A 21,678-nucleotide genomic window follows, 5' to 3' on the forward strand; every position below is an offset into this window, starting at 1 on the left:
CAAGGGAACAGCCATGTCTGTCGTCACCATCGGAATCGGCGTACTCGTCGCCGTCCTGCTGCTCATCGGCCTGGGCACGCTGCTGCTCTTCGGCCGGCTGTTCCGCAAGGTCGTCCAGGGCGAGGCCCTGATCGTCTCGCGGCCCAAGAGCGTCGACGTCACCTTCACCGGTGCCCTGGTGCTGCCGATGCTGCACCGGGCGGAGGTCATGGACATCTCGGTGAAGACCATCGAGATCATCCGTACCGGGCGGGAGGGCATGATCTGCAGGGACAACATCCGCGCCGACATCCAGATCACGTTCTTCGTGCGGGTCAACAAGACGGTGGAGGACGTCGTCAAGGTCGCCCAGGCGATCGGCACGGAGCGGGCCAGCCATCAGGACACCCTCCAGAACCTGTTCAGCGCGAAGTTCGCCGAGGCGCTGCGGACCGTCGGCAAGCAGCTCGACTTCGCCGACCTCTACACCAAGCGCGAGGAGTTCAGGGACCGCATCGTCGCGGCCATCGGCACCGACCTGAACGGCTACCACCTGGAGGACGCCGCGATCGACCACCTCGAACAGACCCCGCTGGGACAGCTCGACGCGTCCAACATCCTGGACGCCCAGGGCATCCGGAAGATCACCGAACTGACGGCGCTGGAACACATCCGCACCAACGACTTCCAGCGCAACGAGGAGATGGAGATCACCCGCCAGAACGTGGACGCGCGCGAGGCCGTCCTGGAGCTGGAACGGCGGCGCGCGGAGGCGGAGATCCGGCAGCGCAAGGGCATCGAGACCCTGCGCGCCCAGGAGGAGGCGGCCACCGCGCAGGTCCAGGAGGAGGAGCGGCTCAAGGCGCACAGCGCGCTGCTGCGGACCGAGGAACTGCTCGGCGTGCAGCGGGAGAACCAGGTCCGGGAGATCGCGGTCGCCGAGAAGAACCGGGAACGGGTGCTCGCGGTGGAGAGCGAGCGCATCGAGAAGGACCGGCTGCTGGAGGTCGTCAACCGGGAGCGGGAGGTCGAACTCGCCCGGGCGGAGAAGGAGAAGCAGGTCGAGGTGGAGCGCCGGAGCGTGGCCGACGTGGTGCGCGAGCGGATCGCGGTGGACCGCACGGTCGCCGAGCAGGAGGAGGAGATCAAGCGGGTCCGGGTCGTCCAGGAGGCCGAGCGCACCCGGCAGACCGTGATCATCGCCGCCGAGGCGGAGGCGCAGGAGCAGCTGGTCAAGGACATCAAGGCGGCCGAGGCCGCCGAGCAGGCCGCGCACCTGCGGGCCAAGGAGCAGCTGGTGCTGGCCGAGGCCGGGCAGAAGCGCGCGGAACTGGAGGCCGCGGCCAACATGCGCCGGGCGGAGGGCGAACGCGCCCTGGCCGGGGCGGCCGGCCTGGCCCAGGCCGAGGTGGCCGAGCGGCAGGCCATGGCCGAGGCGGCCGGCGTGCGGGCCCGGTTGGAGGGCGAGGCCGCGGGCCTCAAGGAGAAGGCGGACGCCGTCCAGAAGGTCGGGCTCGCCGAGGCCGCCGTCGCGGAGAGCAAGGCGAACGCGGAGGCGGCGGGCATCCGGGAGCGGCTGCTCGGCGAGGCCGCCGGTCTCAAGGAGAAGGCGGCGGCGATGGCCGCGCTGGACGAGGTGTCCCGGACCCACGAGGAGTTCCGGCTCCGCCTGGCCGCGGACAAGGAGGTCCGGATGGCCGCGCTGGAGGTCCAGAGCAAGGTGGCCGAGGCCCAGGCGGCGGTGCTGGCCGCCGGGCTGGAGAGCGCGGACATCGACATCGTCGGCGGCGACAGCGTGTTCCTGGAGCGGCTCGTCGGCGCGGTGTCCTTCGGCAAGGCCATCGACGGCGCCGTGCAGGGATCGGAGACGGTGCAGACCCTCGGGGCGGACTGGCTGAACGGCGAGAAGAGCTTCAGCGGCGACGCGACGGAGGTGCTCCGCTCGCTGGCCGCCGGGGGCCCGTGGAACCTGGCCCTGCTGATGAAGCTCCTGAGCGGCCAGACGGACGGCAACACCGTCCCGACCGACCCGGTACAGCTCGCCAACGGCACTGCCAAGTAGCGCGACGACGAAGGCGCCCCTTCGGGGGCGCCCCCGAAAGGGGCGCGGGGAACTGCGCGACCAGCCACGACGGCGCAGCAGACGACTGACGGCGCATCGCGGCAAGGCGCGGGGAAGCAGCGCCCCGAAGGGGCGCGGGGCTGTATCGATGTGCGGCTACCGCCGCGCGGGCGCGACCAGCCACGACGAAGCAGCGCCCCGAAGGGGCGCGGGGAACTGCGCGACCAGCCACAACGGCGCCGCGGACGAACGACGGGCGCAACGCGGCCAGGAGGAGCGGACAGCAACCATGGGCGTCGAAGACGGCACCTACCAGATCCTGCGGGCAAGGCTCGCTGACCGCGCGGCGGAACTGGCCCGCAGGGCCACCGCGCTGAACTCCCGTCGGCAGGACGCCTTCGGCTCCCGCCCGCTGGAGCTGGCGGGCTCGTCCCGGCCGCGCACCGCAGGCGAGGGCACCGCATGCGGAGTGGTCGCCGTACGCCCCGACGTCCTCCTGCTCGGCACCTCCGCACCCGACCTCGACGCGGGCCTGCTGTCGCTGCACGCCGTGGACGGCTCGCCCCTGGGGTCCGAGAAGGTCCCCGGCCTGCTCGACGACGAACGATTCCACCGCGACCTCGCCGAGCTGCTGCGCTACTACCGGGACGCCCGCCTCACCGACCTGCGGCGTACGGCGTCGGGGCGGCTGCTCGCGGTGTTCCGCACCGGCGAGAACGAGGGCGATCTGCGCGTCCTGAGCTGGCAGTTGGGGACGGACCGGGTCGGCCGGGTCGAGTACCTGGGCAACCACGGTGAACGCGACCTTCCGCAGCCGCCCGGCTCCGAGCTGCCGTGGACGACGACCGGACGCGAGCACCACGCGGACGGCAGGATCCTGATCGAAGGCGGCGAGGGCGCGGTCTCGGTCGCCACCACCGGCGGCAGCCTCACGGTCCGGGCCCACCCCGGCGACCGGCAGCTGTTCCAGGAGCCGGTCGACGAGCCGCTGCAGAGCCTCGCCGACGCCACCGTCGCCTACGCGGCGACCGGCCCCCTGCTGCTCCTGCGGATCCGCCCCTACAACGAACCCGCGGACCGCTACCTGGTCGTCAACACCCGTACCGGTTCGGTCCGCCGCCAGGACTCCCTCGGCCGCGGTGCCAGGCTGCTCCCCGCCGAGCAGGGCCTGATCTTCCCCGGCGGCTACGAGCTGGCCGACGGCAGCCACCGGGCCTTCCGCATCGGCGGCGGGTCGGGAGGCGCCGCCGCCGACGCGGGCGCCGATTCCGCCGCGGACGAGCTGCGCTTCGACGCGGTGCTCCCCTCGCCCAACGGCGAGGACCTGCTCTACGTCCTGCGCCGGCCGGGCCGCGCCCAGGTCCTGCTGCTGCCGTGGAACACGGTCCGGCGCGAGGCGGCGAGCGCCCTGCACGGCGCGGCGTACGCCCTGCTGCCGGACGGCACCCTCGTCCTGCTCAGAGCGGACCACGAGCCGGTGCGCACGCACGAACTCCAGCTGTGGAACACCCCTTTCCAGTCCGCCGACCACGCCGCCGCCCAGCCGGTCGACGACGGCCCGCTGGCGCGGATCGGCAACGCCGACCTGGTCGCGGGCATCGCCGACTGCCTCGACGTGGTCCGCGGCGCGACCGCCGCCGCACAGAAGAACCAACAGGAGAACCCACAGGAGAACCCACAGGAGAACCCACAGGAGAACCCACAGGAGAACCAACAGGAGAACCCACAGGAGAACCAACAGGAGAACCAACAGGAGAACCAACAGGAGAACCAGGCGACGGCCTCCCCGGAGCTGATCCTCGACGCCTGCGCCAAGGCGGCGGACCGCCACTACTGGCTGGCCGACACCGGCCTGCTCGAACCGCTCACCGAACTACGGGCCACCGCTGAGCAGTTGGCCGCCGAGCAGGCCAGGGTCCGCCGGCTCGCCGCCCGCGCCGCGCAGGCGCTGGACCAGGCGCGTACGGAGGCCGCGGCCCTCGTCCGCCGCTCCCACGGCGAACCGCCCGCCGACGCGGACGCCTGGACCGTCCTCCTCACCGAACTGCGCCGCGCCCAGGGCCGTACCCGCACCCTGCGCGAACTGCCCCAGCTCGACCTGGCCGCCCTGGACCGGGTCGAGGCGGACCTGGCCGCCGAGCTGGCGGCGGCGACCGAGCGCGCCTTCGCCTTCTTCGCCGGACCCGACGCCTTCGCCGCCCCCCTCGCCGCCGCCCGGCTCGCCGCCGAGGAAGCCGCCTCGATCGCCACCGCAGGCGAGGCCGCGCGGCTGGCCGACCGCCTCACCGAGCAGGCGGACGCCCTGGCCACCGTCACCGACCTGGTCACCGGCGCGGCCGACGCCGACCCGGGCGCGGGAACGGCCGTACTGCTGGCCATCGGCGAGGTCCTGGCAGCCGTCAACCGTGCCCGGGCGATCCTGACGATCCGCCGCCGTGCCCTGCTCGACGCCGAGCACCGCGCCGCGCACGCCGCCGAGTCGGCGCTGCTCGCCCAGGCGACGACCGCCGCCCTGTCCGCCGCCGACAGCCCCGCCGCCTGCGACGACCAGCTCGCCCGCCTGCTGCTGCGGGTGGACGCGCTGGAGGCCCGCTTCGCCGAGGCCGAGGACCTCGCCGCCGACCTGGCGCTGCGCCGGGAGGAGATCCGGCAGGCGTTCGCCGCCCGCCGCCAGACCCTGTTGGACGAGGCCGCCGCCCGCGCCGATCGGGCCGCCGCCTCCGCCCGGCGGGCCCTGGAGGCGCTGCGCCGCAGGTTCGCCGGGCTCGGCTCGGCGGCCGACATCCACGCCGCACAGGCCGCCGACCCGATGGCGCTGCGCATCCGCGCCGCCGCCGGGGAACTGCGCGACCTGGACGACCGGGTACGCGCCCAGGAACTGGAGGACGGCCTGCTGGGCGCCGTCCGCACCGCCCTGCGCGAGTTGCGCGACCGCGCCGACCTGTCCGAGGACGGCGGCGCCACCGTCCGCCTCGGCCGCCACCGCTTCGCCGTCCGCCGCGAACCGGTGGAACTCACCCTCCAGCCGGACGGCGACGACGGCCTGGCCTTCGTCGTCACCGGAACCGGCTACCGCCGCCCCGCCGACCTCCCCGAGCTGCTGACCGGCCGCGAGTTCTGGACACAGCCCCTGGTGAGCGAGTCACCGACGCTCTACCGCGCCGAGTACCTGGCCGCCTCGCTGCTGTCCACGGCCACCGGGGAACCGCTGCTCGACCAAGTCCGCCGCGCCGCCGAGAGAGGCTACGACGAGGGGTACGAGCGTGGCGTCCACGACCACGACGCCGCCGCCATCCTCGGCGCGCTGCTGCGACTGCGGGCCGGTGCCGGTCTGTTGCAGCACCCCGCCGAAGTACGCGCCACCGCCCAGCTGTTCTGGGCCCACGGCACGACCGGCTCCCGGCGGGCCGCCTGGCAGCGCCGCGCCCGCTCCCTGGCACAGGCCCGCGCCCACTTCGGCCCCGAGGCCGCGGCAACGGCCTCCTCCGACCTGGCGGCCGAACTCACGGACGCGGTAGCCGAGTTCACCGCCGCCACCGGCCTGCCGCCGGCGCCTCGCGCGGGCGACTACCTCCAGGAGGAACTCGCCGACCCACACGACGGATTCGCCACCGGCGTCGCCGCGCGCACCCTCCTGGACAGCTTCGGCCACACCGCCGCCGCCCCCGCCCTCACCGCGGACCTGGCCGCGCTCGCCACCGACCTGCCCGCACGGCACCAACTCGCCGCCGCCTGGCTGGACTCGTACGCGGCCACGCACACGGACAGTGAGGGCGTGCCGGAGGCCGTGGCACACCTGTGCGCACCCGACCTGCCGCGCTACGAGATCGCCGCGCCCGTCGGCGAGACCGTCGACGGCCTCCTCGGCACCCACCCCCGCGTCCACGAGGGCCGGCTGACCGTACGCATCGACGAACTCCCGCACCGGGCCCGGGTGTTCCGGGAGGAACGGGCCCCGGCATTCCGGGCCTTCCAGCGTCGGCGCGCGGACGTCCTGGCCGCCGAGCGGACCCGGCTGCGCCTGGACGACCACCGCCCCCGCCCGCTCGCCGGCTTCGTCCGCAACCAGCTCATCGACCGGGTCTACCTCCCGCTGGTCGGCGACAACCTGGCCAAGCAGCTCGGCACGCTCACCACCACAGGCCCCACTGCCGCCACCGCCCCCACTGCCACCGCCGCCCCGACCGACCGCAGCGGCCTGCTCCTGCTCCTCTCCCCGCCCGGCTACGGCAAGACCACCCTGCTGGAGTACGTCGCCGACCGCCTCGGCCTGCTCATGGTCCGCGTCGACGGCCCGGCGCTCGGCACCGGCACCACCTCGCTCGACCCGGACCGCGCCCCCGACGCGGCGGCCCGCCGCGAGGTCGAGAAGATCGTCTTCGCGCTGGAGGCGGGCAGCAACGTCCTCCTCCACCTCGACGACATCCAGCACGTCTCGGCCGAACTGCTGCAGAAGTTCATCCCGCTGTGCGACGCGCAGCGCCGCGTCGAGGCCGTCAGCGACGGCGTGGCCCGCAGCTTCGACCTGCGCGGGCGCCGGTTCGCCGTCTGCCTCGCCGGCAACCCCCACACCGCGAACGGGCACCGCTTCCAGATCCCCGACATGCTCGCCAACCGCGCCGACGTCTGGAACCTCGGCGAGGTCCTCACCGGCCACCAGGACCTGTTCGCCCTGTCCTTCCTGGAGAACGCCCTCGCCGCCAACCCGGTGCTGGCCCCCCTCGCCGGATCCGACCCGGCCGACCTCGCCCTGCTGACCGCCCTCGCCGACGGCGACCCGGCGGCACAGGCCGACCAACTCGCCCACCCGGTACCGGACCTGGACCGCGTACTGGCCACGCTCACTCACCTGCGCCGCGTCCAGCGGACCGTCCTGGCCGTCAACAGCGCCTACATCGCCTCCGCGGCCCAGGAGGACACCGACCGCCTGGAACCGCCGTTCCTGCTCCAGGGCTCCTACCGCACCATGGCCCAGCTCGCCGCCCGGATCGACCCCGTCCAGAGCGACACCGAGGTCGAGGCCCTGCTCGACGACCACTACCTGGCCGAGGCCCGGACCCTGGGCAGCGCGGCCGAGGCCAACCTCCTCAAACTCGCCCGGCTCCGCGGCCGTTCCACCCCCGAGCAGACGGCCCGCTGGCACGAGCTGTGCGCCGCCTACCCGTTCCCGTTCCCTGCCCGCCGGTCCGCCGACTGATCCGGCCACCCGAGCAGCCGCGCACCGAACACCGCCGTCTCCAGGGTGTAGCGCTGCAGCGCGTCGTCCGGGTCCAGCCCCGTGAGCCGTACGATGTGCGCGAGGCGGTACGACAGGGCGCGCACACTCAGTCCCAGCCGCCGGGCCGCCTCCGCCGAGACGTAGCGCGACTCCGCGTAGGCGGTCAGAGTCTCCAGCAGCAGCTGAGCCCCGCCACGGGCCGTCCGCAACGGACCCAGCACCCCGCGCACCAACTCCTCCAGGGCCTCGCGGTCCCGCAGCAGCACCGGCAGGACCAGCAGATCGGCCGCGTTCAGCAACTTCCCGTCCAGTCCCAGCTGGGCGGCCTGCTCCAACGCGTTCCGCGCCTCCTCGTAGGAGTGCACGACACCGCCGGGCCCGCTGTGCGGCCGGCCCACCACGACGCGCCGCCCCTGCGTCAGCTCCGCGAACGCCCTGACCGCCGGGGCCTCACCCGGTCCGGCGGGCACGATGCACACCAGCCGCCCGTGCTTCACCGCCAACAGGACCTCTTCCTCCCCGAACCGGCCGAGCAACTGCCGCTCCAGCGCCCGCACCTGGGGATCCTCCAGGTCGTAGCCATCCCCCTCGGCGACCGCCACGACATGCGCACACGCCAGATTCAGCCCGAACCGCTCGGCATGCTCGGCCAGCCGCCCCAGATCACTGCGGCTGCTCAGCAGGTCCGCCACGAACTCCCGCCGCCCGGCCTCCTCCCGGCGCAGCCGCTCCCGGTAGGCCCGGCCGTGCCCCGCGGCGAGCGCGGCCACCGCCGCCCGCAGCGCCGCCATCGACGCCGCGTCCACCGGCAGCCCCTCCCACACCGTGCCGGTCACGGCCAGCCGCTCGTCGACCAGCTCGGCGAGCCCCCGCCCCTCCTCGGCGGCCCGGTCGCCGTACTCGCGCAGCGACTCCAACTCCGCACGCCGCAGCCGCCGCCCACTCCTGGCCACATCCTCCAGCACCCGCGCCCACGAACCGTCCTCGGATACAGCGCCCCCACCCGAGTCCGCCGCTCTGCCCGTAGCCAACTCCCGCTTCCTCCCCCGCACCCTGCGACAGCGACCTGCCAGAGTACGCCGCACGGCTGAAACACAACACCTGAGGTGGCGTTCTCGCGCACGGCACATGGTCCTGCGTGTCGGCACGGGCGGCGTCGACCTATCCGCGTGCGACGACCTTCCCGAGCCCGAGCCACGGCCTCAGACCCCGCAGCACTTCCCGCAACACCTCACTCCGGGGCAGCTCGTCAGCCCGTTCGACCACGACGAGACCCCAGTCCTGGTCCCGCCGACGGATCGCGCCAAGCGTCACCGCACGCTCCCGCAGCAGATACCTCACCGCCGAAGCCAGGTCGGCCACCGGAGGACTGACCGCATAGTCGGCGAGTTTCCCGACGTACCGGTCCAGCCACTGCGCGCCTTCCCTCGCCGCGGCTCGGGACAACGCGGACTCGGCGTTCCCGTCGAGAAAGACCATGACAGGCCGGACCGGTGCGAGGACCTCCGTGAGGTCGTCGACGAAGGCGTCGATGGCCTCTTCGCCGTGCCCCATGGCCAGCAGCGTCGGCACGAACGGCATCAGCGCGTCCGCGATCACCACGTCGTCGCCGCTCGCCACGGCCGCATCGACGAAGTCCGCCGTCGCCGCGATCAGTGTCTCCAGCCCGACCGTCCCTGTCGCCGTGAACTCCTCGGCCACTGCGGCGAACTGCGGCCGGGTCAGGACCTCCTCCTCGCGGAAGTGGTCCACCCGCAGCCCCGTGTCAGCGAGCCCCTGGGACAGTCCGCCGCACAGCGTCGACTTGCCCACTCCGGGAGACGCTCCCCACACAGCGACCAGAACCGTCATGGCAGCCGAGCCCAGGAGCGGCAGCCACGACAGCCAACTCCACGATGGGTCGCGCGCCTCCCCCGGCCCTGCGCGCCGGTCACGGCTCGGGGGTCCACTCCACGGGCGGGGGCGTGCGGCTGTAACGAGCTCCCCGGGTGCCGTAGTGGGCCAGATGGAGGGTCTCGCCGTCGATCTGGATCTCTGCCGGCGGAGGGTTGGGGACGGACATCCGTGGGCGGGCGTAGGGGTGGCCTTCGATGAAGACCGGCTCCCGGTGGCGATTCCAGCCGTCCGCCCAGCTCTGGGCCCGCTCGCGGGTCCACGGGTTCTGCAGGGTCCGCGGGGCGGCCGGATCGTGGGCGTAGCCGTTGAGGCTGCGCACCAGGGCTTCGCTGTAGACACCCTTGACCCGGAAGTTCTCGAGGTCGTCCGCGCGTACGACCATGTGGACGTAACGGCGGCCGTTGCCCCGGTGCCGGCCCACCGCAGGCCAACGCCAATGGCCCGGGTCCCAGCGGACGGGCGGGAGCCGCAGCAGGGTGCCCGCGCGGAAGTGCTTCGTGCCGTGCTGAATCTCGAGGCCACCCTCACCGCGCGCGATCTCCCGCGCCACATTGGCCACGAGGCACCAGCCCAGCAGCCCCTCCGGCGCCTCTACTGCGGCGGGTCCCGTATCTGTCACGCCGAGAATCCTGAGGCACGAGGCGGGGCACGAGCCAGCGCTTATCGGTTGCGCCGACCGGAGTGACTCCCTGTCCACGGGTGTGGTCGGGTCAGGTGGTTCCGGGGCGTGGGAAGCCTCGGAAGACCTGGCCGGTGTGCCAGGAGCGGTGGGTCTCCGCGATGGGCCGGATACCGGGTTGAGGGCCGATGAGCGGGCGGCCGGCGAGCGCGGTGACATGTTCGCGGGCGGCGGGGCTGCGGCCGACGAAGCGTTGCGAGACCAGGATGCGGTGACCGTCGCCTATACCGAGGACGCCCTTGTCGAACAGCTTGTGGTGCAGCGAGCACAGGCACAGGCCGTTGTCGACGTCGTCCGGGCCGTCGTACGCCCACCAGCGCACATGTGCGGCCTCCAGCCCGACGGGTGCGGTGTCGATCATGCCGTCGTAGCCACAGAAGGCGCACTGGTACTCGTATGTGGTCAGCACCATTTCCCGCATCCGGCGGTCCCGTCGGCGCTGTGCGGGCGATGCCAGAGCGTCGGTCTCCGCCAACTCCAGTTCCAGGCCCACCGCCTCGCACAGATCCTGGTGCAGCGACGGCGGGAAGTGCAGGTCGAGCAGCACCCGTGCCATACGGCCCAACAGCGACGGCTCCCGTCGTAGCGCCGCCCGCAGGTCCGGGGCCAGCCGCCCGGCGGCACCGCTGGCCCGCAGTTCCCGAACTCCGGTGCCTGGGCTGCCGACGCCACGGTCGGTGCGTACCTCCCACACTTCGTCGCTGGCCAGGTGGTGGAAGGGGTAGGCGGGCGTGGTCCCGTGCGCCGGACCGTACTCCGCCAGCAGCTGCTTCAGATCGGCCTCCACCGCGGTGTAGCGCAACTCGCCTTCGGTATCCGCCTGGAAACGTGCCAGCGCGTACAGCAGCAGCAACGGCTTGTGCGGCGCCCGTACCCCGTCCCGACTCCAGTGCCTCAGACTCGCGGCACGCTCCAGCCAATCCATGACCGTGATCGTAGTAGCGCCTCGCCGCACATCACGTTGTCCGCGGTGCACCCGTTCCCGCGCTCCCCGCAGGGGCACCGGCTTCTCCCGAGTGGCTGCCGGCCCGCCATTCCAACGCCTGCGGTTCCTCGGTGAACTCGATCAGATGCTGTCCGGCGAACCGCTGCAGAACGTCCCGCACTTCCGTCGGGGTGGCGTAGAAGAACTCCTTGCGGCTGTTCACCTGATTGACCCGCCGTGCCGCGAACTGCCGGTGCAGTTCCGTCTCCAGGCCGACCGCGTCCTTGCTGAAGATCAGCGCGTGGACGTCGAAGCGGAACGGGACCGCGGCACCGCTCAGCTCATAGATACGTTCCAGCGGTTCGAGCCGACGCGTCATACCGATCTTCACCATGCGATCGCCAAAGGCGCCGATGTTCGAGATGACGTACACGTAGCCGGCGCGGATGTTCGCCGCGCGGGACTCGACGTCCTGCAGAGCGTTCTCGATCTCGGCCAGTTTGGCCTCCATCTCCGCGACGGCCGCCTCGTCACCGCGCTCGCGCAGGCGGTCGAGAGCAGCCTGGTAGTGGCTGAGTTCCTTGTTCAGCTTCTCCCGCTGCCGGTCGAGTTCCCGCTGGACCGCCGCCTCTTCACGCTCCCGGGCGCGCGCCTCACGCTGGGCCTCCTTCTCCTCTTCCTTCTTCTGCAGATAGTCGGCCGTGAGCTCCAACTCCCGCACCCGCGCGTTGTGGTACTCGTCGGAGATCCGGATGTGCATGGTCGCGCCGAGCCGGGCGATCGTCTCGCGGCTCTTGTAGAGCCGGTCGACAAGGGAACTCAGCCGGTGCGGCCGCATGGAGCGCACCGCGTAGTCGGCCTCGGCGTTGTAGGCGCGCAGCATGAGCTTGGAGAAGTCGCGGACCATCTTCTGGCCCTCGCGCTTGGAACCGTTGACCGTCCAGTCCGTGGCCGCAAGGACGGCGCGGCCCGCGCGGGCAAGCGTCTTGATCTCGTTCTGGAGGGAGTCGAGCCGGCTGCGGTAGGCGATCGCGTCGTGCAGTGCATGCCGATACGCGTAGACCCCGGCCTCCTGCAGCATCGCGATCTCGTCGGTGTTGACGATCTGGGCCTGCAACTCAGCCAGCCGCCGCTCGGCGACGGACACGTCCGCGCGGTGGCGTTCGGCCTCCTTGCGGACCCGCTCGGTCTCCTTCGCCGCCCGGCGCGCGTCGCCGAGAATCTCCTTCGCCGTCTCACGCGCGTCCTTGAGGATTCCCTGGGCCTCCTCGGCGGCTTCGGCGGTCGCCCTCTCACGCAGCGCGGCGGCCTCCGCCTCGACCTGCCGTACGAGACCGGCGACCTGTGCGGCATCCAGCCCCTGTGTCCTGGTGATCCACGCACGCAGTTCCTCGGCCTCGGAGACGGCACTCGCACGACGCAGCCCGAACAGCCCGCCCTTCCGCGGCGCCGGCACCGCGGAGGCTCCGGCGCCAACGTCAGCAGTGAGTGCGTCGGCGGTGGAGTCGGCGTCCGGAACCCAAAGCTGCCATCCCGCCGGCATCGGCGGCCACGACGGATCGGGCCGCCAGTCCGGCGGCGGCATCCATCCCGCAGGCGGAACCGGCCAACCCGGCGGCGCATTGAAGCGATATGTACTCATATCCCAGCCCCCTCGCCCCTGAGGCGTCCCACAGCCCACAGGTCGCCGGATAATTCCGGCAAAAAACGGATAGTAGCATTCTGTGCCCGAACCATCACCCGGCGCTGGGAGCCGCCCTGAGGTGATCACGACGCGCCTCGACCAGGTGGCGCCATCGTTCGCGGGTCTGTCGTTCTCCGTCGAGCCACCGTGCTCGCGCGGTGTGCTCGGGAAGCAGAAGGCCACCCATGAAGTGCGCGATCTCCACGTAGTAGGCGTAGTCGCCGGTCAGTGTGAGTTCACGCAGGTGAGTGATCGCGGTCGCGAGGTCGTCCTGGGCGTCGAGGACGGCATGGTGGAAGCACAGGGCCAACTGCAGTTTGGCTGCGGCATAGGAAATGCCGGAGGTGTTGATTTCCGCGAGCAGCACGGATGCCCGGTCGGGTACGTCTGCGGCGAGTCCTGCGTCGCGTACGAGCGCGGCGATGCGAGCGGTCATCTCGCTGGAGCGCAGGCTGAGGTGTGACAGCAGCCGGTTCGCCAGGTCGAGTTCGTCGTCGGCGCGGAGCGGGTCGGCGAGAGAGACAGCGAAGGCGAGATGCGCCTGGGCCATCGCGGTCTCGCCGGCCGCACCGTGCTCTTCGGCCTCGGTCCTGGCCGCCAGGTAGGCGACGGTCGCCCGCTCCATGTCTCCCTGCACCCACCACACGTCTCCCATGACCCGGTGGTGCCGCCCCTCCCAGCCCAGCCTCCCGGCGACTTCCACTGCCGCAGGGAAGTCCCCGGACAGTCGGCTCAGGTGCGCCAGGCCCCGCCGAGCGGCGGAAGCCAGCCGCCCGTCGGCGGAGGCGACACGCTGCATGCCGCGACGCGAGTCCTCGGTCCGCCCGAGGTCTCGCTGGGCCTTCGCCAGGTAGTACGTGGCCAGTTCGACGAGGTCATCGGGGAGCAGCCCCGACGCCAGGACGGCCGCGAGTCGACCGGCCGTGCGCTCGCGGTGCTCGTGCTGGCGCCGCGCGATGGCGCTGAGGGTCTCGACCAGGGCATCCGCGGCAGTCTGCAGGCCGCCCGCTGACGGGTCACCCGCGGCGGGCAGTGCGAGCGGTTCCCAGACGGAATCCCCTACGTACTGGAATGCGGCATCGGCGAGCCAGCCGAGACCGAGACGGAAGTCCCGGGCGAGAAGGAGACCTTGTCGAAGGCAGCGGACCAGTCCATCGCGGTCCCCACGGGGGTCCTGCCGCCACTGGGATTCCAGGGCACGGAAGGCGCGCTGGGCCGCGCGCTGCCAGTCCTGCTCCGACCAGCGGTCGTCACTGCCGTCGTCCGCGTGGCGAATGGCGGCGCGGATCAGCTCGTGGACATGGAAGGGCCACACGCCGGAGGGGGACTCACGGATGAAGGGGCGCTCGGTCAGTCGTAGAGCGGGGGAGTCGTGGTCCATGCCGGCGACCTGGGTGGCCAGGGGCACGGAGAATGCGCTGAGCAGGCTGACCGAGCGCAGTACGTGGCGTTCTTCGGCGGTCAGGTCGCTGAGAGTCCGGGCGATCAGGGCCGGGAAGTCGTGGTCGAAGTCCGTGACCTGCGGCTGTCGGTCGCCCCGCCGGAGTTCCAGGTAGCGCATGACCGACAGGTCCAGGTACAGCGGCAGCCCGTGGGAGCGTTCGGCGATGATCCGGCGAACGGGTTCGCCGATGAGCGGCCGTCCGTCGCGGCTGAGCCTGCGGGCCAGGTAGTCCTCGCAGTCCTCGGGGGAGAAGTCGCCGATCAGGATCTGGCGGCTGGATGCACCTGCACGGGAATGCGCGGAGTCGGCGACGAGGCCGGGCCAGGCGTTCGGCCCGGTCCAGTCGAGTTGCCCTGCCAGGCTCGTCTCCGCCCACTGGAGGCGATTGCGTCCGGTGACGACGAAGAACGCGTTGGGCATCAGCCAGACGACGCGCTGCAGCAGGCGCTCGGCGTCACGGTGGGTGCGGTCGCCGGTGTCCTCGAAGGTGTCCAGCAGGATCACAGGCAGCGCGCTCTTGTGGGCCGGGAGTTGGGCCAGGTCCCAGGCGAGGAGGTGCGGATAGAAGCTGAGGGCTTCCAGGTCGGGCTCGGCCTCCAGGAGATCGGCCAGGCGCGAACAGCCCGCGAGGGCGCGTACGGACTGACGCCGCTCGCGCAAGGCCTTGATGAGCACGCCGGCTCCATGGCCCAGCGCGCTCCCGACGGTACCGGGCAGGAGCAGGGCCTGGGCGACGTCGCCAAGAGCCGACTGCATCTGCTGCGGTAGAGCGGCAGCGGCACTGAAACGGCTCAGCAGCCCTCCCCGGCGCAGGTGGTCCTCGATCGGTTCGCCCGGGTGGTTGTGCTCCCAGTAGCGGCGCAGGGCGAGGTCGAAGGCGGGCATCGGCCGACCGAGCGTGGCGACGGCGAGGCGGATGGTCAGAACGACGCGTTCGAAGTCCATGCCCGCGGCGCGCGCGAGGTCGATGCGGACCGGCAACGTCCGCTCCTCGGGGTGGGACGGGGACTCCCATTGCACGGGACGATGTTCGCTGCTGGTGAGGGACGCCTCGATCTTGCGGGAGAGCGTGGACTTGCCGATGCCGCCTACGCCGTGGAACACGAGGATGTTGCGGCGGGGAGCCTCCAGATCCTCCGCGTCGAAGTCCGCGCGCATCACATGCCGTACGTGCTCGGCGAGGCCGGCCGTCACGGCCCGCCACTGCGCCTGCCGGTTCGTGAACGCCTCACTGGAGGCGATGCTCCGGTCGTTCGAGCTGAAGAGAGTTCGAAGATCCCGCCCTGCCACTGCTCCCCCTGGTGATCAACTGGAGTAAATCTATGCCGCCCTGAGACCACGCCGACAAGCCCGCATCCAGACGGGTCTGCAGGTGCGATCGCACCCCTCGTCCCGTCGCGGGGGCGCGGTCTCCGAACCGGCAGAAACGCTGGTCACTCAGATAGACCACGCACACAGAAACAGGTGAGGGACCTACGGATATCCGTAGGTCCCTCACCTGCTGTTCTTGTCGAGGCGCAGGTCAGAGGTTTGGGCTGGGTTGGTGTGGCGGGGTGAACTGCATTGCGGAAGCAAGTTCGCCTGGTTGTGGCCGGGTCGGCATCCGCTCGGCCGCTCAGAGGTTCTTGGTGAAGAACTCGGTGAGCTTGTCGGCGACCTGCGGGACGTACTCGGGGTTCCAGTACAGGTCGATGTGGCTGGCGCCGTCGAGGACGAGGAACTCCTTGGGCTCCTTCGCCCTCTCGATGGCGTCCTGGCTCATGTAGAGCGTGTCGGCCTCGGAGCCGGCGATCAGCAGCAACGGGCGCGGGGAGATCAGCTCGATCCCCTCGAACGGGAAGAACGCCATCTGCTGGCTGAGGCTGGAGAGGGCGAACGTGCCCATGAACCGGGGGTTGGGGTCGATCTCGGAGTAGTACTTGTACCCCTCCTGGTACATCACGGGGATGGTGGACAGGTCGTTCATGTCGAACTTGGGGTTGTCGGCGATCAGGGAGAACATCTCGACCTCCCCGCCGGCCGCCTCGCGCGTGCGGGCCCGGCCCGAGCGCTTGAGCAGATCGGTGCGGTACGCCGCCGACTGCTTGCCGAGGGGGCCGACGCCGTCGCGGCGCGCGGAGCCGATGTCGAAGGTGCTCACGCCCGCGACCGCCTTGATCCGCATCTCGGTCTGCGACACGTTGACCGTGTAGCCGCCGCCCGCGCAGATGCCCAGGGCGCCGATGCGGTCCTCGTCCACGTCGGGGTGGACGCTCAGGAAGTCCACCGCGCGGCGGATGTCCTCGACACGCGCCGAGGGAAACTCGGAGAAGTGCGGCTCACCGCCGCTCTCGCCCTGGTACGAGGCGTCGAAGACCAGGGTGACGAAGCCCTGCGCGGCCAACAGTTCGGCGTAGGTGGTGGAGACCTGCTCCTTGACGGCGCCGAAGGGGTGGGTCACCACGATCGCGGGGTACGTGCTGCCCTGCGCGAGGCCGGCGGGCTTGAACAGGTTGCCGACCACAGTGTTGCCCTTGTTCTGGAAAGTGACTCGTTCCATGGCCGTGTCCTTGCTGTGCGGAGTGGTGGTGCGGTGCGGAGGCGCCCTGGTCAGGGGCGGACGAGGACCTTGAGGGCCTCGCGGTCGTTCATCAGGCGGTAGCCCTCGGCGACGTCGTCCAGGGCCACGGTGCGGTCGAAGACGCGGCCGGGGTGGATGTCGCCGTTCAGGATGTGCGGCATGAGTTCCTCGATGTAGGCGCGGGCGGGGGCGACGCCGCCGGTGAGGGTGATGTTGCGCAGGAACTCGGGGAAGCCGAACGGCACTTCGGGATACTGCGGGGCGCCGACACGGCTGATCACGCCCCCGTCGCGGACCACGCCCGTGGCCTGCACGAGGGCGTCCTTGAGGCCGACGCATTCGAGCACCCGGTCGGTGCCGGTGCCGCCGGTCAGCTCGCGCACGGCGGCGACGCCGTCCTGGCCGCGCCCGGCGACCACGTCGGTGGCGCCGAACTCGCGCCCGAGGTCGGTGCGCTGCGTGTGGCGGCCCATGAGGATGATCCGCTCGGCACCGAGCAGCTTCGCGGAGATGACCGCGGACAGGCCGACCGCGCCGTCGCCGATGACGGTGACGCTGTCGCCGGCCTTCACCCGGGCGGTGCGGGCGGCGTGGTAGCCGGTGCACAGCACGTCGGAGAGGGTCAGCAGGTCGGGCAGCAGTTCGGAGTCCGCGCCGACCGGGAGCTTGACCAGGGTGCTGTCGGCGAAGGGGATCCGGGCGGCCTCGCCCTGGCCGCCGTCGATACCGCCGACCCCCCAGGGGCCGCCGTGGACGCAGGAGGTCGTCAGACCCCGGCGGCAGTTCTCACAGGTGCCGTCCGAGTAGGTGAACGGGACCACCACCAGGTCGCCGGACCTGAAGCTCTTCACCTCCGTGCCGGTCTCCTCGACCACACCGATGAACTCGTGGCCCATCTGGCGGGGCCGGTCGGTCAGCGGCTGGGACTTGTAGGGCCACAGGTCGCTGCCGCAGACGCAGCCGGCCACGATGCGGACGACCGCGTCGGTGGGCTGCTGGATCCTGGGGTCGGAGACGTCCTCGACGCGGACGTCGCCGGCCTGGTAAAGCAATGCTGCGCGCATGGGGGTGCCTGTCCTTCGGTGCTTCGGGGTGATCAGCGGGCCGGGCTGCGGGGCGCCCGGCAGGTGTCGTCGGTGACCTGCTCGGCCCGGTAGGTCCGCGGGGTGTCGCCGGGGTGGGCCTCTGCGACCGTGTTCCTCGTCTGCTCAGCGGCGGTGGTCGCCTCACTCCCCGGTGATCTGCTTCCTGTCCACACCGTGCCCGGTGCGGCGGCCACGCGGCAGGGCGAGCTGTTCCGGGGAGCGCGAAGGGGGGTGTGGCGCGGTCCCCCTCGCCTGCGGCAAGCACGCTGCGCGCGGGCCACACTGGTGCCATGGCACCCGAACGTCAGCAGCAGAACGGCGGCGGTACGGAACTGGGGCGGTTCCTGCGAGCCCGGCGCACCCGGATCACCCCGGCCGAGGTCGGCTTCACCTCCGGGACCGGTGTGCGCCGCACCCCCGGGCTGCGCCGCGAGGAGGTCGCCGCGCTGGCCGGGGTGAGCATCGACTACTACACCAGGCTGGAACGCGGCCGGGAGACCCGCCCCAGCCTGGCCGTCGTCGAGGCTCTCGGCCGTGCCCTGAAGCTGGACGAGGACGAACAGGGCCATCTGCGCGACCTCGCCGTCCGCGCCGCCCACCACCCGTCGGTGCCTCCGGCCGCCCCCAGCCGCACCGTCAGCCCCAAGGTCAAGCTACTGCTGGACAACCTGCGGCCGAGTCCGGCCTACGTCACCAGCCGCACCCTGGACCTGCTCGCCGCCAACCCGGGCGCGCTCGCGCTGTACGCCGGCATCGAGAAGTGGCCGGTCCGGCAGCGCAATCTCGCCCGCTACCTCTTCCTCCACCCTCAGTCACGTGACCTCTACGCCGACTGGAGCACCCAGATCCGCGGCTGTGTCGCGCGCCTCCGCGCCCTGGCGGGCACCGACCCCGACGCCCCCGACCTGGCCAACCTCATCGGCGAACTCCTCCTGAAAAGCCCCGACTTCGCCAAACTCTGGGACCGTTACGACGTCGCCCGAGCCGGGCACGCCCAGAAGCCGAAGACCTTCCACCACCCCCAGGTCGGCGAGATCACCCTTGCCTTCCAGGGCATGCAACTCGAAGGTACCCCCGGCCACCGCCTGGGCATCTACGTCGCCGAACCCGGCACCCCCGACCACGACGCCATGATCCTGCTCGACATGACCGCACCCCACGCCGGCGCACATCCCGCCGCCGGTAAGGCCCGCGCCTAGACCGGGCCGTCCCGGAGCGTCGTCGGGAAAGCAGCGACGAGGGCGTGTGCCGGCTGCGCAGCGGCCGTCAGCCGAAGGGCACCTCGCGGAAGGCGTTGCGGATCTCCGTCAGGGGCTGACGGTCGCGGGTGCAGCAGAGTTTGCTGGTCAGAAGCACGGCCCGACCCTGCTGACGCAGGAAGGGCCCGACCCTCACTGAGGGTCAGGCCCTTGCCTGGTGTTTCACTGTCGGGGTGGCGGGATTTGAACCCACGACCTCTTCGTCCCGAACGAAGCGCGCTGCCAAGCTGCGCTACACCCCGGTGTCGCTGCTTTGCTGCTTGTCGCGGCGACGTCGTTTACTTTAGCCCACTGGTGGCTGGAGACGAAATCCGGTTTAGGGGCGGCGTCCGACCGGGTTCGGGCGGGTGTGGTCCAGGGCTACCAGGAGGACTGCCAGGGCGTAGACGGAGAGGCCCAGGAGGAGGGCGTTGGCGAGGGTGGCGCGGTAGCTGTGCTGCTCGGCGTCCAGGAAGGGATAGAGGTAGCGGCCCGGCGTGCCGGGGAGGAGCATCTCCGCCCGGACGAAGGTGAAGGTCAGGTAGGCCAGGGGGTACAGCATCCACGCCGGCGTCTGGCGGAGGTGGAGGCGGGCCGGGGGCGTGAGGATCAGCCAGTCCAGGAGGGCCGCCGCGGGAGCTGCCGTATAGAGGAGCTGCAGGGCCAGCCACTGGCCGTGCCAGGCCACCGGAAGGTGTGTCGAGCCCGTCATCGAGAACGGGGGCGTCGTGTGGCCCAGGAGCAGGTGGTAGACCAGGGACGAGATCACCGCGTAGAGGAGCGCCGCGCCGGTCAGGAACGAGGGCAGGGGGCGGCCCGCCTGCCAGGCGCGGCGGGCCGAGGCGAGGCTGACCAGGGTCAGGAGCACCGCCGCCTGGACTCCGAAGTAGCTCATGATCCGGTCCGGGCTGCCCAGCAGCAGCTCCAGGGCCACGCCGGCCGCCGCCAGCGCGGCCGTCACGAGGCGGAACACCGCGGTCACGGGGCGGCGGACGGGGGCGACCACCGCCGTCGCGGGAACGTATCCGGGCAGCAGCACGGGCGTGCCCGGAACCGCGGGGAGGTCGGGTATGTCCCTGGGTATCGGAGGAGTCGTCGTCATGCCCTCAAAGTAGGGAGAAGAGGGCATTTCTGGCGCGCTGGTCTACGCCGAGTGGATTAGACGGGTCAAACGGTACAAACGGGACCTGATGGAGCGGCCCCGGCCAGGTGCTCCCTACTCCCGCCCCACCAGCGTCAGCAGCGTCGCCTCCGGTGGGCAGGCGAAGCGGACCGGGGTGTAGCGGTTGGTGCCGCAGCCCGCGGAGACGTGGAGGTAGGACGTACGGCCCTCCGCCGTATGCGTGGACAGGCCCTTCACGCGGTCCGCGTCCAGGTCGCAGTTGGTGACCAGGGCGCCGTAGAACGGGACGCAGATCTGGCCGCCGTGGGTGTGGCCGGCCAGGACCAGGGGGTAGTTGTCCGCCGTGAAGGAGTCGAGGACGCGCAGGTACGGGGCGTGTACGACGCCCATCGAGAAGTCCGCCGTACCGGACGGGCCGCCTGCCACCTGCGGATAGCGGTCGCGCTTGATGTGCGGGTCGTCCAGTCCCGTCAGCTCCACCGAGACGCCCTCGATCTTCAGGGTGCCCCTCGTGTTCGTGAGGTTCAGCCAGCCCGCCCCGTCGAAGCCGTCCCGCAGCTCTTCCCAGTCGATGTGGATCGCGCCGACGACCGGCGGGTTGCCGTTCAGGCCGTGCTTGCCGTTCACCTTCTCCAGCAGGTAGCGGGCGGGGTTGCGGGGCTTGGGGCCGTAGTAGTCGTTGGAGCCGAAGACGTACGCGCCCGGGAACTCCATCAACGGACCCAGCGCGTCCAGCACCTCCGGGATGGCTTCCGGGTCGGACAGGTTGTCGCCCGTGTTGATCACGAAGTCCGGGCGCAGACCCGCCAGCGACTGCAGCCACCGCTGCTTCTTGCGCTGGCCGCCGACCATGTGGATGTCGGACACCTGGAGCACCCGCAGCGGGCGCATCCCCGGCGGGAGGACCGGGACCGTCACCCGGCGCAGGCGGAAGGAACGGGCCTCGAAACCGGCCGCGTACAACACACCCGCGGCGCCGAACGCCGCGACTCCCAGGGGTACTCCGTATCGAGCGCGCATACAGCCATCGTGTCAGACCGAGCGAGCGCTCAGAGACCGGGCGGTACGTGAGGCGGTACGTGAGGCGATGCGTGAAGCGGGTAAATCGGCGGGCGTCGGGCCGGTGACACCTGCGACAATCGGTGCCATGACCACCACGCTCAAGTCGAAGCTGCAGGACGACCTCAACGCCGCGATCAAGGGACGCGACGAGCTCCGCTCGGCCACGCTCCGGATGACGCTCGCTGCGATCACCAACGAAGAGGTCGCGGGCAAGGAGAAGCGCGTGCTCTCCGACGACGAGGTGCTCAAGGTGATCGCCAAGGAGGCGAAGAAGCGCCGGGAGGCGGCGGAGGCCTTCGCGAACGGCGGTCGTACCGAGAGCGCCGAGCGGGAGAAGGCGGAGGGCGGGGTCCTCGCCGAGTACCTGCCGAAGCAGCTCAGCGACGAGGAGCTGGAGGGGATCGTCGCCGCGGCCGTCGAGGAGGCGAAGGCGGCGGGCGCCGAGGGGCCGCGGGCCATGGGCGCCGTGATGAAGATCGTGAACCCGAAGGTGGCCGGCCTGGCCGAGGGCGGCCGCGTCGCCGCCGCGGTGAAGAAGCGCCTCCAGGGCTGACCTGCCCGACAGGTCCGGCAGGTCCGGCAGGTCCGGCAGGTCCGGCAGGTCCGGCAGGTCCGGCAGTACGACGGTGGGGCCGCCACAGTGGGGAAGAGGGGGCGCCCCACCCTCGGAACGGGGGACCCGCGGGCTGCGGGGGGCTCGGGGGTGTTCGGAGGGCCCCCGGG

The 21,678-nt window shown here is 71.6% G+C and carries 15 protein-coding genes, 1 tRNA gene and 1 pseudogene; 5 read left to right on the plus strand and 12 right to left on the minus strand.

Annotated features, from left to right (window positions below; translation table 11 throughout):
• The first annotated feature begins 13 nt into the window (after window positions 1–13).
• The 3 genes and pseudogenes from ACFWPQ_RS10255 to ACFWPQ_RS10265 all read left to right on the plus strand — a co-directional run bounded on the left by ACFWPQ_RS10255 (window position 14) and on the right by ACFWPQ_RS10265 (window position 3,931).
• Window positions 14–2,041: a flotillin family protein gene (locus tag ACFWPQ_RS10255; protein WP_384031890.1), complete on the plus strand. Its 2,028-nt coding sequence runs from the start codon at window positions 14–16 to the stop codon at window positions 2,039–2,041.
• 289 nt (window positions 2,042–2,330) lie between these two features.
• A pseudogene (locus tag ACFWPQ_RS10260) lies at window positions 2,331–3,677 on the plus strand (DNA repair ATPase); the annotation flags it as partial.
• Window positions 3,647–3,931, plus strand: coding sequence for a PT domain-containing protein (locus ACFWPQ_RS10265; RefSeq protein WP_384031942.1), 285 nt, complete (start codon window positions 3,647–3,649; stop codon window positions 3,929–3,931). The pseudogene ACFWPQ_RS10260 and the gene ACFWPQ_RS10265, both read left to right, overlap by 31 nt.
• Window positions 3,932–7,198: 3,267 nt before the next feature.
• Here ACFWPQ_RS10265 and ACFWPQ_RS10270 read toward each other — a convergent pair.
• The 9 genes from ACFWPQ_RS10270 to ACFWPQ_RS10310 form a co-directional block, all read right to left on the minus strand.
• Window positions 7,199–8,290, minus strand: a complete 1,092-nt coding sequence (locus ACFWPQ_RS10270; protein ID WP_384031891.1) for a PucR family transcriptional regulator — start codon at window positions 8,288–8,290, stop codon at window positions 7,199–7,201.
• 130 nt (window positions 8,291–8,420) lie between these two features.
• Entirely contained in the window at window positions 8,421–9,110 is a 690-nt protein-coding gene (locus tag ACFWPQ_RS10275; protein ID WP_384031893.1) for a hypothetical protein, read from the minus strand.
• A gap of 79 nt (window positions 9,111–9,189) precedes the next feature.
• Window positions 9,190–9,774 carry a hypothetical protein gene (locus ACFWPQ_RS10280; RefSeq protein ID WP_384031895.1) on the minus strand — a complete coding sequence of 195 codons (585 nt, stop codon included), beginning with the start codon at window positions 9,772–9,774 and terminating at the stop codon, window positions 9,190–9,192.
• Between the two features lie 91 nt (window positions 9,775–9,865).
• Entirely contained in the window at window positions 9,866–10,759 is an 894-nt protein-coding gene (locus tag ACFWPQ_RS10285; RefSeq protein WP_384031897.1) for a phosphorothioated DNA-binding restriction endonuclease, read from the minus strand.
• Between the two features lie 31 nt (window positions 10,760–10,790).
• Complete coding sequence (locus tag ACFWPQ_RS10290) at window positions 10,791–12,215, minus strand: DUF4041 domain-containing protein (protein ID WP_384031899.1); 1,425 nt, start codon at window positions 12,213–12,215, stop codon at window positions 10,791–10,793.
• A gap of 280 nt (window positions 12,216–12,495) precedes the next feature.
• Window positions 12,496–15,177 (minus strand): ATP/GTP-binding protein, encoded by a 2,682-nt coding sequence (locus ACFWPQ_RS10295; RefSeq protein WP_384031901.1) that lies wholly within the window; start codon window positions 15,175–15,177, stop codon window positions 12,496–12,498.
• 325 nt (window positions 15,178–15,502) lie between these two features.
• A complete protein-coding gene (locus ACFWPQ_RS10300) occupies window positions 15,503–16,426 on the minus strand; it encodes an alpha/beta hydrolase (RefSeq protein ID WP_384031902.1) in 924 nt (307 codons plus the stop codon).
• Window positions 16,427–16,476: 50 nt separating this feature from the next.
• Window positions 16,477–17,511: a zinc-binding dehydrogenase gene (locus ACFWPQ_RS10305; protein ID WP_384031904.1), complete on the minus strand. Its 1,035-nt coding sequence runs from the start codon at window positions 17,509–17,511 to the stop codon at window positions 16,477–16,479.
• A 32-nt stretch (window positions 17,512–17,543) separates the two neighbouring features.
• On the minus strand, window positions 17,544–17,726 hold the full coding sequence (locus ACFWPQ_RS10310; protein ID WP_384031906.1) for a hypothetical protein: 183 nt from the start codon (window positions 17,724–17,726) through the stop codon (window positions 17,544–17,546).
• A gap of 96 nt (window positions 17,727–17,822) precedes the next feature.
• Here ACFWPQ_RS10310 and ACFWPQ_RS10315 point away from each other — a divergent pair, with 96 nt between their 5' ends.
• Window positions 17,823–18,731: a helix-turn-helix transcriptional regulator gene (locus ACFWPQ_RS10315; RefSeq protein WP_384031908.1), complete on the plus strand. Its 909-nt coding sequence runs from the start codon at window positions 17,823–17,825 to the stop codon at window positions 18,729–18,731.
• 228 nt (window positions 18,732–18,959) lie between these two features.
• Here ACFWPQ_RS10315 and ACFWPQ_RS10320 read toward each other — a convergent pair.
• From ACFWPQ_RS10320 to ACFWPQ_RS10330, 3 genes are all read right to left on the minus strand, one after another.
• Window positions 18,960–19,033, minus strand: a tRNA-Pro gene (locus tag ACFWPQ_RS10320).
• Window positions 19,034–19,107: 74 nt separating this feature from the next.
• Window positions 19,108–19,872 carry a Pr6Pr family membrane protein gene (locus tag ACFWPQ_RS10325; RefSeq protein ID WP_384031910.1) on the minus strand — a complete coding sequence of 255 codons (765 nt, stop codon included), beginning with the start codon at window positions 19,870–19,872 and terminating at the stop codon, window positions 19,108–19,110.
• Between the two features lie 114 nt (window positions 19,873–19,986).
• A complete protein-coding gene (locus tag ACFWPQ_RS10330) occupies window positions 19,987–20,913 on the minus strand; it encodes a metallophosphoesterase (RefSeq protein ID WP_384031912.1) in 927 nt (308 codons plus the stop codon).
• 127 nt (window positions 20,914–21,040) lie between these two features.
• Between ACFWPQ_RS10330 and ACFWPQ_RS10335 the strand changes: the two genes are divergently transcribed.
• Window positions 21,041–21,508 (plus strand): GatB/YqeY domain-containing protein, encoded by a 468-nt coding sequence (locus ACFWPQ_RS10335; protein WP_384031914.1) that lies wholly within the window; start codon window positions 21,041–21,043, stop codon window positions 21,506–21,508.
• The last annotated feature ends 170 nt before the right edge of the window (window positions 21,509–21,678 follow it).

Source organism: Streptomyces sp. NPDC058464, from assembly GCF_042721035.1.
Taxonomy (GTDB): Bacteria; Actinomycetota; Actinomycetes; order Streptomycetales; family Streptomycetaceae; genus Streptomyces.

Bases quoted from the DNA above. Each gene is read 5' to 3' on its own strand.
- ACFWPQ_RS10330 (WP_384031912.1), bottom strand. From the start codon at position 20,913: ATGCGCGCTCGATACGGAGTACCCCTGGGAGTCGCGGCGTTCGGCGCC.
- ACFWPQ_RS10275 (WP_384031893.1), bottom strand. From the start codon at position 9,110: ATGACGGTTCTGGTCGCTGTGTGGGGAGCGTCTCCCGGAGTGGGCAAG.
- ACFWPQ_RS10335 (WP_384031914.1), top strand. From the start codon at position 21,041: ATGACCACCACGCTCAAGTCGAAGCTGCAGGACGACCTCAACGCCGCG.
- ACFWPQ_RS10325 (WP_384031910.1), bottom strand. From the start codon at position 19,872: ATGACGACGACTCCTCCGATACCCAGGGACATACCCGACCTCCCCGCG.
- ACFWPQ_RS10305 (WP_384031904.1), bottom strand. From the start codon at position 17,511: ATGCGCGCAGCATTGCTTTACCAGGCCGGCGACGTCCGCGTCGAGGAC.
- ACFWPQ_RS10315 (WP_384031908.1), top strand. From the start codon at position 17,823: ATGGCACCCGAACGTCAGCAGCAGAACGGCGGCGGTACGGAACTGGGG.
- ACFWPQ_RS10285 (WP_384031897.1), bottom strand. From the start codon at position 10,759: ATGGATTGGCTGGAGCGTGCCGCGAGTCTGAGGCACTGGAGTCGGGAC.
- ACFWPQ_RS10255 (WP_384031890.1), top strand. From the start codon at position 14: ATGTCTGTCGTCACCATCGGAATCGGCGTACTCGTCGCCGTCCTGCTG.
- ACFWPQ_RS10300 (WP_384031902.1), bottom strand. From the start codon at position 16,426: ATGGAACGAGTCACTTTCCAGAACAAGGGCAACACTGTGGTCGGCAAC.